Origin of the sequence: Helicobacter canis (assembly GCF_900451095.1) — a bacterium.
Taxonomy (GTDB): Bacteria; Campylobacterota; Campylobacteria; order Campylobacterales; family Helicobacteraceae; genus Helicobacter_B; species Helicobacter_B zhangjianzhongii.
Genome location: NZ_UGHV01000001.1, coordinates 922,651 through 937,561, shown reverse-complemented (window position 1 = coordinate 937,561; position 14,911 = coordinate 922,651). Strand labels below are relative to the sequence as shown.

Sequence of the window (14,911 nt, the reverse complement as noted above, 5' to 3'; positions counted from 1 at the left end):
TTACTTGCTAGTTTAAGGAGCAGTGATGTCCTACACTTTTGAAGAAGCCAAAGAAATCTTCTATCAGCCCTTTATGGAGCTACTTGCCAAAGCCCATAGCGTGCATACCAAGCACTTCTGTCCAAACACAATCCAAACAAGCACCCTGCTTAGTATCAAAACCGGATCCTGCACAGAAAACTGCAGCTACTGCGCACAAAGCGCGCATTATGCCACAGGCACAAAGCCACAAAAAATGCTCGATAAAAACAGCATTCTCGCCCTAGCCAAACAGGCAAAAGACGCTGGGAGCTCTAGGTTTTGTATGGGGGCTTCTGGGCGTAGCCCTAGTGAAAAGGAGCTAGAAGAGATTTGTGAAAGTATAAAAGAAGTCAAAAAGCTAGGGCTAGAGACTTGTGTAACGCTGGGGCTTCTCTCTAAAGACAATGCCCTAAAGCTTAAAGACGCAGGGCTAGATTTTTATAATCACAATATCGATACTTCAAAAGAGCATTACGGGCAAGTGATTTCTACGCGCACCTTTGAAGATCGGCTTGATACTATCGCTAATGTGCGCGATGCAGGGCTTAAAATCTGTGTAGGTGGGATCTTGGGTATGGGCGAAAGCAATGATGATAGGATCAATATGCTCTTGTTGCTTGCCAATCTCCCCACCCCACCAGAATCCGTGCCTATCAATCAGCTTGTAAAAATCCCGGGCACGCCGCTAAGTGAAGCCCCTGAAGTGGATAAATTTGACTTCGTGCGCACAATAGCCCTTGCTAGAATCCTTATGCCAACTTCTTATATCCGCTTATCTGCTGGGAGAAAGGCGATGAGTGAAGAGCTGCAAGCTTTGTGCTTTTTTGCCGGGGCGAATTCTGTCTTTTATGGTGATAAATTGCTTACCACAAGCAACGCTGCCCCTACAAGCGATGAAGTATTGTTTAGCAAGCTCAATCTCCAAAAAGAGCCATTTTTAGAAATGAAAGCATAATCCCTAACCACAATCATCACCCTAGCAGCAAACTAGATTCTAGGCTTTGTGTCTTTGGATTAGAATCCATTTTGTGCTGTGGATCGCCACGCCGCTAGTGCAAGGCTCGCGATGACGGGAAAAGCGTTTGCCTAGAATCCACTTTTGCTAAGAGGGATTCAGCTTGCGGGCTAGAATCGCGGATTTCATCAGCCCGCTCGCTCGATAGACCTCTAGTCTTATCTCACTCGCTCGCTTTGAAAAACCACGATTCTAGCTCCACAATCCTAGAATCCCAAAGCAAAAATCTTAGAGTCCTAGGAGAAGAAAACAAGCAGATGAAAAATCCACCCCACCCCTAGAATCCTCGTTTTACATTTTTGGCGTTTTGCATTTTTTACTTAATCCTAGAATCCATTTTTTGTAATCCTACCGCCTGTGAGTTGTTTAATTTTTCAAGCTTTTATTGTCATTGCGAGCGGTGCTTGCACCGCTCGCAATGACAATAAAAGGTGTTTTCACAAAGCCTGTTTTACTTCAAAAAGCTTGGTTTGCTTTACAAAGCCTGCTTTACTGCCGCACGATTCTAAGGATTGCGGTGGGGCTTTGCGTGCTTTGGAAAAATTTAGGGTAGGAGCTATCTTGGCGATAGTGACTGCCCTAAATTTTTTCAATGGCGTGAATTGCTCGCCCAAGACTGGATCGCCTACCCCTAGAATCCACTTTTCTTGTCATTGCGAGCGAGTGTGGCAATCCATAATCAAAAGTGGATTCTAGAGTGTCCTTTGCTTGTGCTTTGGTCGCTATGCTTATTGCGCCTGCTTAGAATCTAGCATTGCTATGGGCATTGATATGCCTTAAGACATCTTGTGTTAAAATCACGCCATTTATCGCAAGGCTTATCAATATGGCACAACTCACAACTCTCATCATACGCACACCTTTGGTGCTTATGGTGTATGCGTGCCTATTTGGCTTGGCACTTGCTAAACAACAAAAACCCGCCATAGATCAAGTAGCCTGTGATGATCTATGTCAAGCTATCACAAATCGCACCGCCATAAGCCGCCAAAAAAGTGGTAAATACATCGGCGTTGGGGCTGGAGTAAGCCTGCTTAATGGCAACACCGGCAATGATGGCATTAGCATTAACAACGACATCGCTAGCCCGTATGATAATATTATCCCTATCCCTTCATTTGGGCTACGCATAGGCACGATAAGCTTTTTTAATCAATACATAGGGGTGCGCGGATCTTTTGGGTTTGATATGGGGTTTGGCAAGCATTCTGGTATGCTAACTATGATTTCTCTAGGGCTTGATGCCATAGCAGAGTTCCCTATCTCTAGAGATCATAGTGCGTTTTTAGGGGGGATTTTGGGGATTGGAGCTGATGCGTATCTCTACTATGACAAGCAGGACTACAATCGATGGAGCAGAATGAAAAAAGCCGGAGAAGTGTATATGCAAGCAGGCATTACCGCTATGCTAGGCAAGCATAATCGAGTCAATCTCATCTACCGCTTCTTGCCAGCACGCAGAGCATCGCACTTTAGCCCAACAGGCGTTGTCTCACTAGAATATGGGTTTAAATTCTAGCCATTCATCAAATCGCGCATTGATAGATAACTATTGAGTGCAGAGATATACGCCTTTGCCGTAGCACTCATTGTATCTACATCAATGCCGTGTCCAATGACTGCCCTATGCGCAGATGAAAACTCTGCTTTGACAACCACCTTTGCCAGCGCATCTTTGCCACTTGTAACAGACTCGACTTTATAGTCTTTTAGCGTGCCTGCGATCCCACTAACCCTATCAATACTCTTTAGCACACAATCCACCGCGCCATTGCCAAGCGCAGAATCACTTAGCTCTATCCCATCACGGATAATACTCACCGCCGCGCAATATTTGGCATTAGAGCAGACACTTACTTGCACCAAAGAGAGTGTGAAAATCTGTGGGATATGTGTGGTCTCCTCACCGATAATCGCGCGAATATCATCATCAAATACTTCCTTTTTACTATCGCATAAATGCTTAAAACGCACAAACGCTGCTTGCAGCTCATCATCACTAAGACTAAAGCCAAGACTTGCGATTTTATCCTTAAAGGCAGCGCGCCCAGAATGCTTACCTAGCACGAGATTTGTGGATTCTGGCATACCTATATCGCTTGGGGATATGATCTCATAGGTCTCTCTGTGCTTTAGCACACCATCTTGGTGTATGCCACTCTCGTGGGCAAAGGCATTTTTGCCCACGATTGCTTTATTGGGCTGGGGACAGATCCCTGTAATATCAGCGACAAGCTTGCTTGTGGGGTAAATCTCTTTTGTATTGATATGTGTATCAATGGCAAAAAGCTCCTTGCGTGTTTTGATAATCATCACAAGCTCTTCTAATGCCGTATTGCCCGCGCGCTCGCCAAGCCCATTGATCGTGCATTCTACTTGCCTAACACCAGCGTTAATAGCGGCGATAGAATTTGCCACCGCTAGCCCCAAGTCATTATGGCAATGCATAGAAAGCAGCGCGGAATCTTGCACAAAGCTATGCACTTCAGTGATAAATGCCCCAATTTCTGCAGGCAAGCGATACCCCACGGTATCAGGGAGATTGATCGTGCTAGCACCTGCTTCAATCACAGCTGGGATAATCTCGCGCAAAAACCCCATATCACTGCGCAAAGCATCTTCACAGCTAAACTCCACATCATCGCACAAGCTCTTAGCATATCGCACGGCTTCAACCGCCTTTTGTATCACCTGACTAGGAGAGAGCTTGAGCTTATACTGCATATGGATCGGGCTTGTAGCGATAAAGGTATGGATTCTACGGTGCTTTGCTTTTTGCGTAGCTTTTGCTGCTTGCTCAATATCGCTAGGGATAGCACGCGCTAGGGAGCAGATTTTCGTGCGTTCCAGCACTTCAGCGATCCTAGAGATAGCTTCAAAATCCCCTTTGCTAGAAGCCGCAAACCCTGCTTCAATCACATCAACTCCAAGCTTTTCAAGCTGCAAGGCGATTTTGATTTTTTCCTCTATATTCATAGAAGCCCCGGGGCTTTGCTCACCATCTCGCAATGTCGTATCAAAAATCACAATGTCATCTAGCATCATTTATCCTTATACCGCGATCTACACTCGCTTTATCATCATTTTGCCAAGCAAAAAACACCACCGAATAATCCCATACAGCACATACGCACTCATAAGCGCACATAGCACTTCCACATAGAATTTAGAGCTAATAATCGCCGCGATGGCTATGAGCATTATGACAAATACTTTTAGATTCCAAGTAATTTTCTTAAAACTTGGATAGCGGATATTGCTCACCATAAGGATACTAACCACAAAAGCAATGACAAGCAGCACATAGCCATAATGAGGCGCGAGAAGATTGTAGCGCAGATCTACTAGAATCCACAGCACCACGATCACCGCTGCCGATGGGATAGGCAAGCCGATAAAGGTATTTGGCTCGGTATTTGAGGTGGTGATATTAAACCTAGCAAGTCGAATCGCACCAAATATCACAAACAGCGCACAGACAAAGACACGATACAAACCATAAATCCCTTCAAGCCCGTAGTTTGCCCCTGTTGTAGGGAGATAATAATACACAAGCATAGCAGGGGCTACGCCAAATGCCACAATATCTGCCAAAGAGTCAAACTCCACGCCAAATTTACTCTGGGTATTTGTAAGCCGTGCTACGCGTCCATCAAGCCCATCAAAAATCATAGACGCCACGATGAGCCACGCTGCTTGCTCAAACAGCGAGTTTGATGCAAGCATAATACTCACAATGCCAAAAAATATGCTCCCCGCGGTAAAAAAATTAGGCAAAGCATACAAAGGATTGATATTCATTTCATATATCCTAGCACATTGACACCGCCCCTTAACTTATCGCCAATATGCGCGCGTATCTCCACAGATTTTGGTAGCTCTAAGACAAGTGTGCCAAGCTTCATAAAGCCCATTCTCTCGCCTAAGCGATAGGCTATTGGCGCGTAGAATCTTGTATTTTTAAATACTTTGGGATAGAGAGAAATTTTGCAAGACATTTTGCCCTGAATGTTTGCGTGCATTGCTTCATTAAGCTCTTTGTGCAACGGAGAAAAATACGCCACAAGCCCCGATCTCTTCTGCAATGTAATACTCTGGGCTTCTTGGGGGGAGCGCACAAGTCCCACATCAAAAAACGATACATCAATGCTAAGGCGCACAGCATCTTCACACTGCTCGATATTACTGATTGTCCCATCAATGGGTGCTAGCACTATATCATCACCTCTATCAAGGGAGGTGCGCTCTGGATTTCTAAATGCCCATAACCAAGCAAGCAGTAGCACCACACCAAGTAAAATCCCTAAAGAAAAATCCACAATCTGGCAAAACACTATCCACAAAACAAACCACACAATACCAAAAAACGACTCTCTTGTAATGATTTGGATACCACTCATCTATGCCTCCTCTTCTTGCTCCTTGATGATGCGTGATGGCATATTGTTTTCTTGCTCATATATCTCAATGATCTCGCGCACTTTCTCGCCATCTATGACTTCTTTGTCAAAAAGCTCTTTGACCATAGATTCTATCGCACCATTGTAGTCTTGCAAAAGCTGCTTTACAGCTTTAAACCGCTCATCAAGTGTCCTGCGCACAAAGCTATCGACATATTCAGCTGTCTTCTCGCTAAATTCTCTAGCATTACCTATACCCCCGCCTAAAAACGCGTTGCGCTGCTTCTCTAGCACCATAAGTCCATTTTCATCTGTCATTCCATAGTAGCTAATCATCGCTTTTAATATATCAGTAGCGCGTTCTAGATCGTTGCTAGCCCCGGTAGAAATCTCACCTAAAAACACATCTTCAGCCGCCCTACCTCCAAGCAAGACATCAACTTCTGCAAGTAATTCGTGCTTTTGCATAAGGTATTTATTTTCCTCTGGGGTATTGAGCGTATAGCCAAGAGCTGCCATACCGCGTGGGATTATAGAGACTTTATTTACCTTAGAAGCACCCTTTGTCATCTCCGCTACTAGCGCGTGTCCGCTCTCGTGGTAGGCGACAATCTTTTTCTCCTTGGGGGAGATTCTGCGCGATTTTTTCTCTAGCCCAGCGATCCCTCGCTCAACTGCTTCTTTAAGATTTGCTTGGGAGACTTGCTTTTGATTATTGCGCCCTGCAAGCAAGGCAGCTTCGTTGATGATATTTGCTAGATCTGCCCCTGCTAGTCCAGCTGTGAGCTTGGCAATCTCCTCTAAATCCACATCGCGTGCTAATTTGACAGATTTAATATGCACTTTAAGAATCTGCACGCGCCCATTGAAATCCGGCTTATCTACAAGCACCTGCCGATCAAATCGCCCCGGACGCAAAAGAGCAGGGTCAAGCACTTCAGGGCGGTTGGTCGCTGCTAGCACGATCACAGGGGCATTTTCGCTACCAAAGCCATCCATTTCTGCCAAAAGTTGGTTAAGCGTCTGCTCTCTTTCATCGTTGCCACTAATCATTCCCCCAGCAGCGCGGGATTTGCCTATGGCATCAATCTCATCGATAAAGATAATGCTAGGAGCTTCTTTCTTTGCCATTTCAAACAAATCGCGCACACGACTTGCCCCAAGCCCCACAAACATTTCAATAAAACTACTCCCACTCATTGAGAAAAACGGCACATTTGCCTCCCCTGCCACAGCTTTAGCAAGGAGTGTTTTCCCCGTGCCCGGAGGTCCTACAAGCAGCACGCCTTTGGGGATTTTCGCCCCCACAGCCGCGTAGCGGTCAGGGTATTTGAGAAAATCTACAATCTCTACCACCTCTTCTTTTGCCTCTTCATTGCCTGCCATATCATCAAACTTCACCTTTGGCTTTTCGGCATTGACAAGCTTCTTGCTACTCCCCATACCAAAGATCCCTCCGCCCATACTCTTTTGCATCCTACTTGCCAAAAACATCCATAAGCCCAAAAACACAAAAATAGGCAGTAGCCAGCCAAGTGTCTCTGTGAAGAAATTCGACTCACTAAAGCCACCATAGTTAATCTTATGTTCTTCCAATAGCGGCACAAGCGATGGATCAGCGACTTTGCGCGCGACATACACGACTTTCGCCCCGCTTGCGTCAATCCCACTTGCCTTGATGATACTCTGTCCGATACTGACATTTTGCACTTGCTTGGTTGCGATGAGCTGCTTAAGCTCGTAATACTCGATATTTCTACTACTACTTGCCCCAAATCCACCCAAGCCAGAATCTGCGCTTGTAAATTTCACAACAAGCATTGCCACAATCGCAAAGACAACAAAGAGCAAAATAGGATTTTGCTTCATTGGTGGCTTTTTATCGTTGTTTGGATTCTCGTTTGTCATTATTTCCTCTTTGCATTAGCTTGATAAATCGTGCATTATAATATATTTTGTGTAATGTTTATGTTACCCGCGCTAACTTCAAGCTCACCCACTCATCTTTTTGCTCTTTTTGCAAAAGCTGCATATCGCTAAATATATCTAGAATCCACTCGCATTTTTCTGCAAGAATCCCAGAGAGTATCAGCACGCCACTAGGCTTTAGTGCTTTGATAAAATCCCTATGCATACACGCAAGCACATCAGCCACGATATTAGCACAAATCACATCATAGCCACTCTCTTGCAGCAACTCAGCTCGCGCATTATAAGAGCTAGAATCTGTGTTTGATTCTGTGGATTCTAGGCTATTGGCTAAAGAGCCTAGCCAAATAGCACGAGGGGCAACACCATTTTGCGCAAAATTTTTACCCGTCTCCTCCACAGCTAGCATATCCACATCACACGCCGATACAATCCCACCTTGCTTTGCCATAATAATGCCCAAAATCCCACTCCCACAGCCTACATCTAGGCAGTGTTTCCCGCGCAAATCCATAACAGAGAGCAGCGATATACACATAAAAGTGCTTGCGTGATGTCCAGAGCCAAAGGCTAGGGCTGGATCAATGATGATATTTTGCTTATCATTTTTCGGGGCGTGCCACGATGGGTGGATATAGTATTTGCCACACTCTAAGGGCATAACGCCAGCTTGATAGAGTGCGATCCAATCTTGATTGTGTTTATGGGATAGCGTATAAGCAAAGCCCACTTCACGCCCAAGACGCTTTGATAGCACAGAAGCAAAAGACTTTAATGCTTGCAAAAGGGTCATATCGCTAATGGGGCTAGAATCCACTCCGTTGCTATAAGCACTATCTATCTGCATATCTGCATTATCTACCCCCACATATTCACACAACAATGTCACGCTAGGATCATAGCGGATAATACACGCTTGAGTGGCAAAATCCCTTACCACACTTGTGATATTTGCCCTATCGCTAGAGACATTGACAAATTGCAGCTGCTCATCTAGCGCAGCATTAGACAATGTGCTTGTGGCGACCTCTTCGATCGCTAAACCGGTGATTTGTATAATAAAATCCACAAACACTTCATAACAATCTGTAGGAATACATAGTATTTCTGTGTAAGTTTGGGGGAGATTTGAATTGGGAGAGTGAGAAGACATTGTCCAAATAGATGTAAATCTAAGATTCTAGTGCGCTAGGGCTAGTCATTCACCCCAAGCACAACTTCAAGCTTTTCTTTCAAAACCTGTGGTGTAAATGGCTTAACGATATAGTTATTTACCCCAGCCTTTAATGCCGTGATGACTTCCGCCTTACCGCCCTCAGTTGTAACCATAATAATAGGGATTTCTTTATATCGATCATCAGCGCGCACCTTTTTCACCAAATCAAGCCCATTCATCTCAGGCATATTCCAATCCGTGATCAGCACGCCTATACCTTCTTTGGTATCCATAATATCCCACGCTTCTACGCCGTGTTCAGCTTCTAAAATATCCTCATACCCCAATCGCTGCAAGGTATTTTTAATGATTCTGCGCATAGTCGAACTATCATCTACAACTAACAACTTCAAAGCACAACTCCTTATAGATCATCTAGAATCTCTGCAAACACGAGCTTTACAAAGACACCATAGTGATAATTGATTGGCTAGTAATAATTTGGAATCATAGCATAAAACTATAAAATTTACTTCATTTTATTTGTGTCTGGACAAAAGCTTCTTGCAAATCGATTTTTTTCTCATACAATGCCTTGCCGATAATCACTCCGCCTTGCACACTATGCTCCCTAAACGCCCGTGCTAACTGCGCGATATCCTGCGCATCTTTAAGCCCACCACTTGCGATGATAGGTAGCCCACTTGCTTGCCCCATAGCCACGCTAAAGCCCACATTTACCCCACTTAGCGCACCATCTCGCCCAATATCCGTGCAAATGAGTGCTTGCACCTTGCTTCCGGCATAGAATCTAGCCAAATCTAGCGCATCCACACTGCTGGATTCTACCCAGCCATTAGTAGCGACTTTGCCTTCTCGTGCATCAATCCCCACCGCTATGGGGTATCGCTCCGCAAGCGATCGAGCAAGCTCTGGGGAATGCGCAGCCAAAGACCCCAATATCACGCGATCAATCCCTAAATCAAGATAGCGTTTAATGCTCTCCTCATCGCGTATCCCACCGCCTAGCTGGATTCGTAGCTGCGTGCTTTTGCGGATAGATTCTATGGCAGCTAGATTCTCACTCCTACCGCTTAATGCCCCGTCAAGATCGACTATATGTATCCATTTTGCGCCTGCTTGCTCAAACTCTCGCGCGAATGCACACGGATCGCCATAAATCGTGGCATTTTGCATATCGCCTTTGTATAATCGCACCGCCTGCCCATTTTGCAAATCAATTGCTGGAAAAATCTCTAGCATAGCACCCCTTTTGGATTGTTTGATAAATTATAGTCTTTTTATGGTCTTTGTATTACAATTCCTAGCATATTTCTTGCCACACTATCGCCATTAGGAGAATCTATGCAGAATCTACTCAAGTGTTTTGAGTATCTTAAGCCCTATCACATCGATATGCTTGATGCCATAGCGGTGATGATGGAGCTTTTTACCCTGCAGTCCAAAACCCCAGAATCCATCACCACAATCCTAAAGCTCGATAAGCCCAAAGCAAGCGCGATGCTTTTGCAAAAATTACGCGAGATCATAGAGCCAGAGTTGTTTATAGAGCCAAACCCTAAAATCAACCCACGCAAGATCTTAAAGCTCCTAGCTAGCACCCCCATATCCCACAGCATTATCGAGCAGTTTCTCCACACCATCACACAGAAAAAAACCACCAACAAACTCTACTTCTACTCCACACCCTATGAAATCAATCAGCTTTTAGTAGGGATTTTAGACATTCAAGCAGGGGAGAGTATCTATAATCCCTGCTATGGTATGGGAAGTGTGTTTTTGAGTCTTTCTCACATCGCACCACATATCACTCTCTATGGCGAAGAGCTAGACCCTAAGCTCTCTCTCATCGCACGCCTTATTGCCAATCTTAGCAAGCTGGATTCTAGCAATCTCTATGTCAATGATATTTTAGCAAGTCCCATATTTAGGCAAGGGACAAGCTATAAAAAGTTTGATAAAATCCTGTGCAACCCTCCGCTAAACGCCCACCTAGGCACAGAGCTGCTCAAAGATGATGAGCGATTCAGCACTGCTGGCAATCTTATCAAAACCTATCCCGAGCTAGTGTTTTTGCTCCACTCTCTAGCACATCTTGGGCAAAAGGGTGTCTTCATCGTGCGCAATCAAACCTTGATGAAATCCTCCTTAGAAAAGCGACTGCGCGACAAGCTCTGTGAAGATGAAATGATAGAAGCCATCATCGAGCTGCCTAAAAATATCTTCCCTCACCAGAGCTATGATTTTTCCCTACTTGTCATCTCTAGTAGCAATAAGCAGATTCTACACATTGATGCAAGTAGCGAGCATTTCTACACCAAAGATGGCAAGTATAATCGCCTAATCAACACCCAAGAGATCTTGCAGCTCTATCGCACCAAAGATAAAAGCCCCTACTCAAGCCTAACGCCCATTGCCTCCATAAATCCACAAGACCTGCGTGCGCATAGCTATGTCAAAGACAGCCACGCTAGAGTCAAAGCCACCCCGGTCAAATCCACCACCCAGAGCCTTGAGACACTAGGGGTAGAGATTTTTCGCGGACAAAGAATCTATGGCACACAAAAAGATGAGGAAATCGAGTTTTTTGACATAGGGATAGCTGATTTTGCGCCCTGTGGCTATACAGAGAGCTTTCAAACCAAAAAACAGCTAGGCAACAAAAGTAAAATCCATAAATACCAAGTGCGCTCCTATGATATTTTGCTTTCACTCCGCGGTATCACACCAAAGCTCACAATCCTAGGAGACATCACACACACAAGTGTCGTAAATGCCGGGATCATCGTGCTTCGCGCCCCTAGCAAAGCAATCGCGCAAGGCTTATACTGCTATCTTTTCTCGCAAAGTGGCGAGCAAGCCCTAGCACACTTATACAAGACAAGTGCCGATGGCACCATTAGCACCGAGAATCTAGCCAAGCTCCCTATCCCAAGCACTTATCTACACAATACCAAAGACACGCTACAAAAGCTAAATGCCCTGCGCGATCAGCTCTATGCCACACACGCCCAAATCCACGCAATCAAAGCACGCCCCTATGCAAAAAGCTAGCCAAAATCTCTCCCATTCTACCACCCAAGCCGCTATCACCACACAAGCTTCTTGTATCCGTGATATTACACACGGAGAAAATCTTCATATCATCACACCTGTCAATCTCTATGAATGCACCTTTGGTGATAATGTCTTCATCGGTCCATTTGTCGAAATCCAAAGCGATGTGTATATCGGGGATAACTGCAGGATCCAAAGCCATAGCTTCATCTGCTCTCTCACGCGCATAGGCGATCACTGCTTCATAGGACACGGCGTGATGTTTATCAACGATACCTTTGCCACCGGCGCACCAGCAGCACACAAAAGCCAATGGAAAGGTGCGCACATAGGCAGCAATGTCAGCATAGGCAGCAATGCGACCATTTTGCCTGTCCATATCTGTGATAATGTCGTCATCGGCGCAGGCGCAGTGGTAACACGCGATATTACAAAAAGTGGATTCTACGCGGGCAGCCCAGCAAAAAAGCTCCGCCCTTACACCCAAGCGATACGCACTAGCACGCCATTATAATCTCTGCCACAGGCGCGCTAGCACTTGTCTTGTTTTTTTTTTTTTTTTTTTTTGATAGAGTCGTGCTTCATTTTCATAGAGATTGAGATAAGCACAATGCAAGGACACATAACCCTAGAAGAATTTAAGCAGGAGTATTTACGCACAGATTATGCGCAAATGAAAAAGGAGCTAGAGCAGATAGAGCAAGCGCAAGTATCTGCCAGCGACTCTATACAAGCCCTTAGAATTCAAATTGATAATGAGCTAGAATCCACTATCAATGAGCTAGGTGAGCTGCAAGCACAGCTGCCAAAAGAGCAGAGTGCCTCTCTCTTCCAGCAGTGTGCGGATAATGCGCTTAATGCGGTGGTGGGGCATTTTGGACTAGCGGCTGCGGTGCTAGATTCTAAAGATGGCGGGAATGTAACAACAACGCATAATTTTGAGCAAGGTATTACCGCCACAAAAGATGATGCAGCAAAATATGAGCACTATAAATCAAACCAAGAGGGTGTATGGAGAGAAGTGAGAAAGCAAGAAGGGTATGATAGTCCGCTACCAGCAATGCGGAAAGAAACATTTAAAACACAAGACAAAGTATATGATGAATATACAGGCAAAGAGTTGCCAAAAGATGGGCGTGCTCAAATTGATCATATTGTGTCGGCAAAAGAAATTGATAGTGATCCTAGAACACATTTATTCTTAAGTCAGGAAGAAAGAGCCAAACTTGCGACAAATGAAAAAAATCTCGCTTGGACAGATGGTGGGCTTAATAATTCAAAAGATAAACACAAAATGGGTGAATGGCTTGAGAGAGCTGATAAAAAAGGCGGAACCAAAGCAGATAGGTTTGGTGTAGATAGGGAAAAAGCTTTAGCAAAAGATAAAGAAGCAAGAGACCATAAAGACTCCACACTTATGAAAGCACAAATCAAAAAGCAAGGCACGGAAATCCTTGCAACAGGGGCAAAGGACGCGGGGAAAATGGCGTTGCACTCTGTGATAGGCATTGTGCTGCACGATTTGATTAAAGGAATGATGATTGAGATAAAAGTGCTTGTGAAAGAATTTGGCAATGAGAGTTTTAAAGAGATTTTTACGCGTTTTAAAAATCGCTTACAAAAAATTTGGGAAGACTTAAAGGTAAAATGGAAAGACATTATTGCTGGCTCACTAGAATCCGCTATCCTTAGCTTTTTTTCAAACATCATTGTCTTTGTCATCAATACAATTTTTACAACCTTGAAAAAGATAGTGCAGATTATCCGCGCTGGGTTTAACTCACTCTATAAAGCGGTAAAGATTCTAGTAAATCCTCCCAAAGATATGCCTAAAGATGAAGTGATGAGAGAAGCGGCAAAGGTGCTTGTCTCTGGGCTAATTGCTGCTACTACAATGCTTGGGGCAGCAGCATTAACTGAAATGCTAGAAGGGTTGTGTCCAGCCTTGAAAACTGTGCGACTGCCTTTTGCAGAAAACGAGACAATTCTAGGTGCTGTTGCATTATGCCTTACAGCAGCACTTGGCGCGGTTCTTGGCACCATTGCGATTTATTATATTGATAAATGGGCGAGTGATAGCAAAGAAAGCCGTTTGCAGCTGCAAATTATGGGTAAAAGTGGCGAACTCGTGCAACTCAAAGTCGCTCAAAGCTGGTTTGTCTTGCACGATGCGTGGCAACTTACATTGGGCATTACAGAATCCACAATCAACAAGCTCAATGAAGCGCAAGCCGCTATCGCAAAAAGTTCGCAAGAAACAAAAGAGTCTTTTGATGATCTCAATTCTACTATGGCACAACTTCGCGCATTTAGGGCGCAACATAACTAACACAAAGGAGAAAAAATGTTTGGATTTTTAATCAAACCTCAACAAGAAGAGCCCAAAGAAAATGAAGTAGAAGTGCTACAAAAGCAAATCGCCACGCTAAAGCCTGAAAATTTGAAAGTCCTAGCCGAAGAAAAAGCGGTAGAGATTTTTAGCAATATCCAAAGAGTAAGCAGCAAGATTGATGAAGCAAAATACCTGACAAGGCAGGCAAATAATGTCAAGCGCAGCTGGAATCCATTTGGAGAAAGCAAGGCAGAAAAACGCAGCAAGCTTAACACCCAAGCAAACGCTATGCAAAATGAAGCAATGGCAGAGATGAATACGCTGATACAAGAGAGTATAAAGCTTACCACCATATCCTATGGCTTTGCCCAAGCGATGACGCAAACGATTGCCGCAATGCTAGAAAATGGCTTTAAGAATAAAGATGGCGACATACAGCAGCTACACGGAGTAGCCAAAGAGCAAGCACTGGTTATGCTTGATGAAGCACAAAAGTTTGTCAAACATCAGCAAGAGTATGAAACAAGACAAGAGAAGCAAGAAGAGCAAATCTCCGCATTACAAAGTGGTATTGCTGAGCATAAAGAAGAATACGAAAAACGCCAAGAAAAACAAGAGCAAGACATAAGCACACAAGGACAAAAGCTACAAGAATTACAAGGGCAGCTAGAATCTAAACGCACAAAGATTGAAGAGTTAGAATCCACTTTGAAATCTAAAGATTCCCTTGATGACAAGCAAAGCCAAGATATAAAAAATCTCCAAAATGAGCTAGAAAAAAAGCGTCAAAAAATCCAAGAGCTAGAATCCACTTTAGAAGCAAAACGACTCATTGATGAAAACCAAGAAGCCGCTATCAATGCGCTACAAGCACAAATCCTATCCCTTAGCACGAAAAATGGCACGCTAAATCTCTCCCTAACAATCATCGCATTAGCAGTGGCTCTCATAAGCTTGGGGCTGCATTTTTTCTAAGTTAA

The 14,911-nt window shown here is 44.3% G+C and carries 14 protein-coding genes; 7 read left to right on the top strand and 7 right to left on the bottom strand.

What is annotated here, in order from left to right:
- Positions 1-25: 25 nt before the first annotated feature.
- The 3 genes from bioB (at position 26) to DX060_RS04310 (ending at position 2,555) form a co-directional block, all read left to right on the top strand.
- On the top strand, positions 26-976 hold the full coding sequence (bioB, locus tag DX060_RS04315; RefSeq protein WP_115011318.1) for a biotin synthase BioB: 951 nt from the start codon (positions 26-28) through the stop codon (positions 974-976).
- A gap of 630 nt (positions 977-1,606) precedes the next feature.
- A complete protein-coding gene (locus tag DX060_RS11915) occupies positions 1,607-1,732 on the top strand; it encodes a hypothetical protein (protein ID WP_258552195.1) in 126 nt (41 codons plus the stop codon).
- A 130-nt stretch (positions 1,733-1,862) separates the two neighbouring features.
- Positions 1,863-2,555 (top strand): outer membrane beta-barrel protein, encoded by a 693-nt coding sequence (locus DX060_RS04310; protein WP_115011317.1) that lies wholly within the window; start codon positions 1,863-1,865, stop codon positions 2,553-2,555.
- Here the strand turns inward: DX060_RS04310 and DX060_RS04305 are convergent.
- From DX060_RS04305 to hisA, 7 genes are all read right to left on the bottom strand, one after another.
- Positions 2,552-4,081 (bottom strand): 2-isopropylmalate synthase, encoded by a 1,530-nt coding sequence (locus tag DX060_RS04305; protein WP_115011316.1) that lies wholly within the window; start codon positions 4,079-4,081, stop codon positions 2,552-2,554. The two genes, DX060_RS04310 and DX060_RS04305, sit on opposite strands and share 4 nt — an antisense overlap.
- 18 nt (positions 4,082-4,099) lie before the next feature.
- Complete coding sequence (gene pssA, locus DX060_RS04300; RefSeq protein WP_115011315.1) at positions 4,100-4,837, bottom strand: CDP-diacylglycerol--serine O-phosphatidyltransferase; 738 nt, start codon at positions 4,835-4,837, stop codon at positions 4,100-4,102.
- Complete coding sequence (locus DX060_RS04295; protein ID WP_115011314.1) at positions 4,834-5,436, bottom strand: phosphatidylserine decarboxylase; 603 nt, start codon at positions 5,434-5,436, stop codon at positions 4,834-4,836. Before DX060_RS04295 ends, pssA begins: the two co-directional genes overlap by 4 nt.
- Positions 5,437-7,257 (bottom strand): ATP-dependent zinc metalloprotease FtsH, encoded by a 1,821-nt coding sequence (gene ftsH / locus DX060_RS04290; RefSeq protein ID WP_408938843.1) that lies wholly within the window; start codon positions 7,255-7,257, stop codon positions 5,437-5,439.
- Positions 7,258-7,402: 145 nt separating this feature from the next.
- Positions 7,403-8,434 carry a 50S ribosomal protein L11 methyltransferase gene (locus tag DX060_RS04285; RefSeq protein WP_181814188.1) on the bottom strand — a complete coding sequence of 344 codons (1,032 nt, stop codon included), beginning with the start codon at positions 8,432-8,434 and terminating at the stop codon, positions 7,403-7,405.
- A gap of 125 nt (positions 8,435-8,559) precedes the next feature.
- Positions 8,560-8,934: a chemotaxis response regulator CheY gene (locus DX060_RS04280; protein WP_115011311.1), complete on the bottom strand. Its 375-nt coding sequence runs from the start codon at positions 8,932-8,934 to the stop codon at positions 8,560-8,562.
- Positions 8,935-9,055: 121 nt separating this feature from the next.
- Positions 9,056-9,784: a 1-(5-phosphoribosyl)-5-[(5-phosphoribosylamino)methylideneamino]imidazole-4-carboxamide isomerase gene (gene hisA, locus DX060_RS04275; RefSeq protein WP_115011310.1), complete on the bottom strand. Its 729-nt coding sequence runs from the start codon at positions 9,782-9,784 to the stop codon at positions 9,056-9,058.
- 102 nt (positions 9,785-9,886) lie between these two features.
- Between hisA and DX060_RS04270 the strand changes: the two genes are divergently transcribed.
- The 4 genes from DX060_RS04270 (at position 9,887) to DX060_RS04255 (ending at position 14,906) form a co-directional block, all read left to right on the top strand.
- Positions 9,887-11,596 carry an N-6 DNA methylase gene (locus DX060_RS04270; protein ID WP_115011309.1) on the top strand — a complete coding sequence of 570 codons (1,710 nt, stop codon included), beginning with the start codon at positions 9,887-9,889 and terminating at the stop codon, positions 11,594-11,596.
- Positions 11,583-12,113: an acyltransferase gene (locus DX060_RS04265; RefSeq protein ID WP_115011308.1), complete on the top strand. Its 531-nt coding sequence runs from the start codon at positions 11,583-11,585 to the stop codon at positions 12,111-12,113. The genes DX060_RS04270 and DX060_RS04265 overlap by 14 nt, the downstream gene beginning before the upstream one ends.
- A gap of 96 nt (positions 12,114-12,209) precedes the next feature.
- Complete coding sequence (locus DX060_RS11295) at positions 12,210-13,928, top strand: hypothetical protein (protein WP_181814187.1); 1,719 nt, start codon at positions 12,210-12,212, stop codon at positions 13,926-13,928.
- 15 nt (positions 13,929-13,943) lie between these two features.
- Complete coding sequence (locus DX060_RS04255; protein ID WP_115011307.1) at positions 13,944-14,906, top strand: coiled-coil domain-containing protein; 963 nt, start codon at positions 13,944-13,946, stop codon at positions 14,904-14,906.
- Positions 14,907-14,911: the final 5 nt, after the last annotated feature.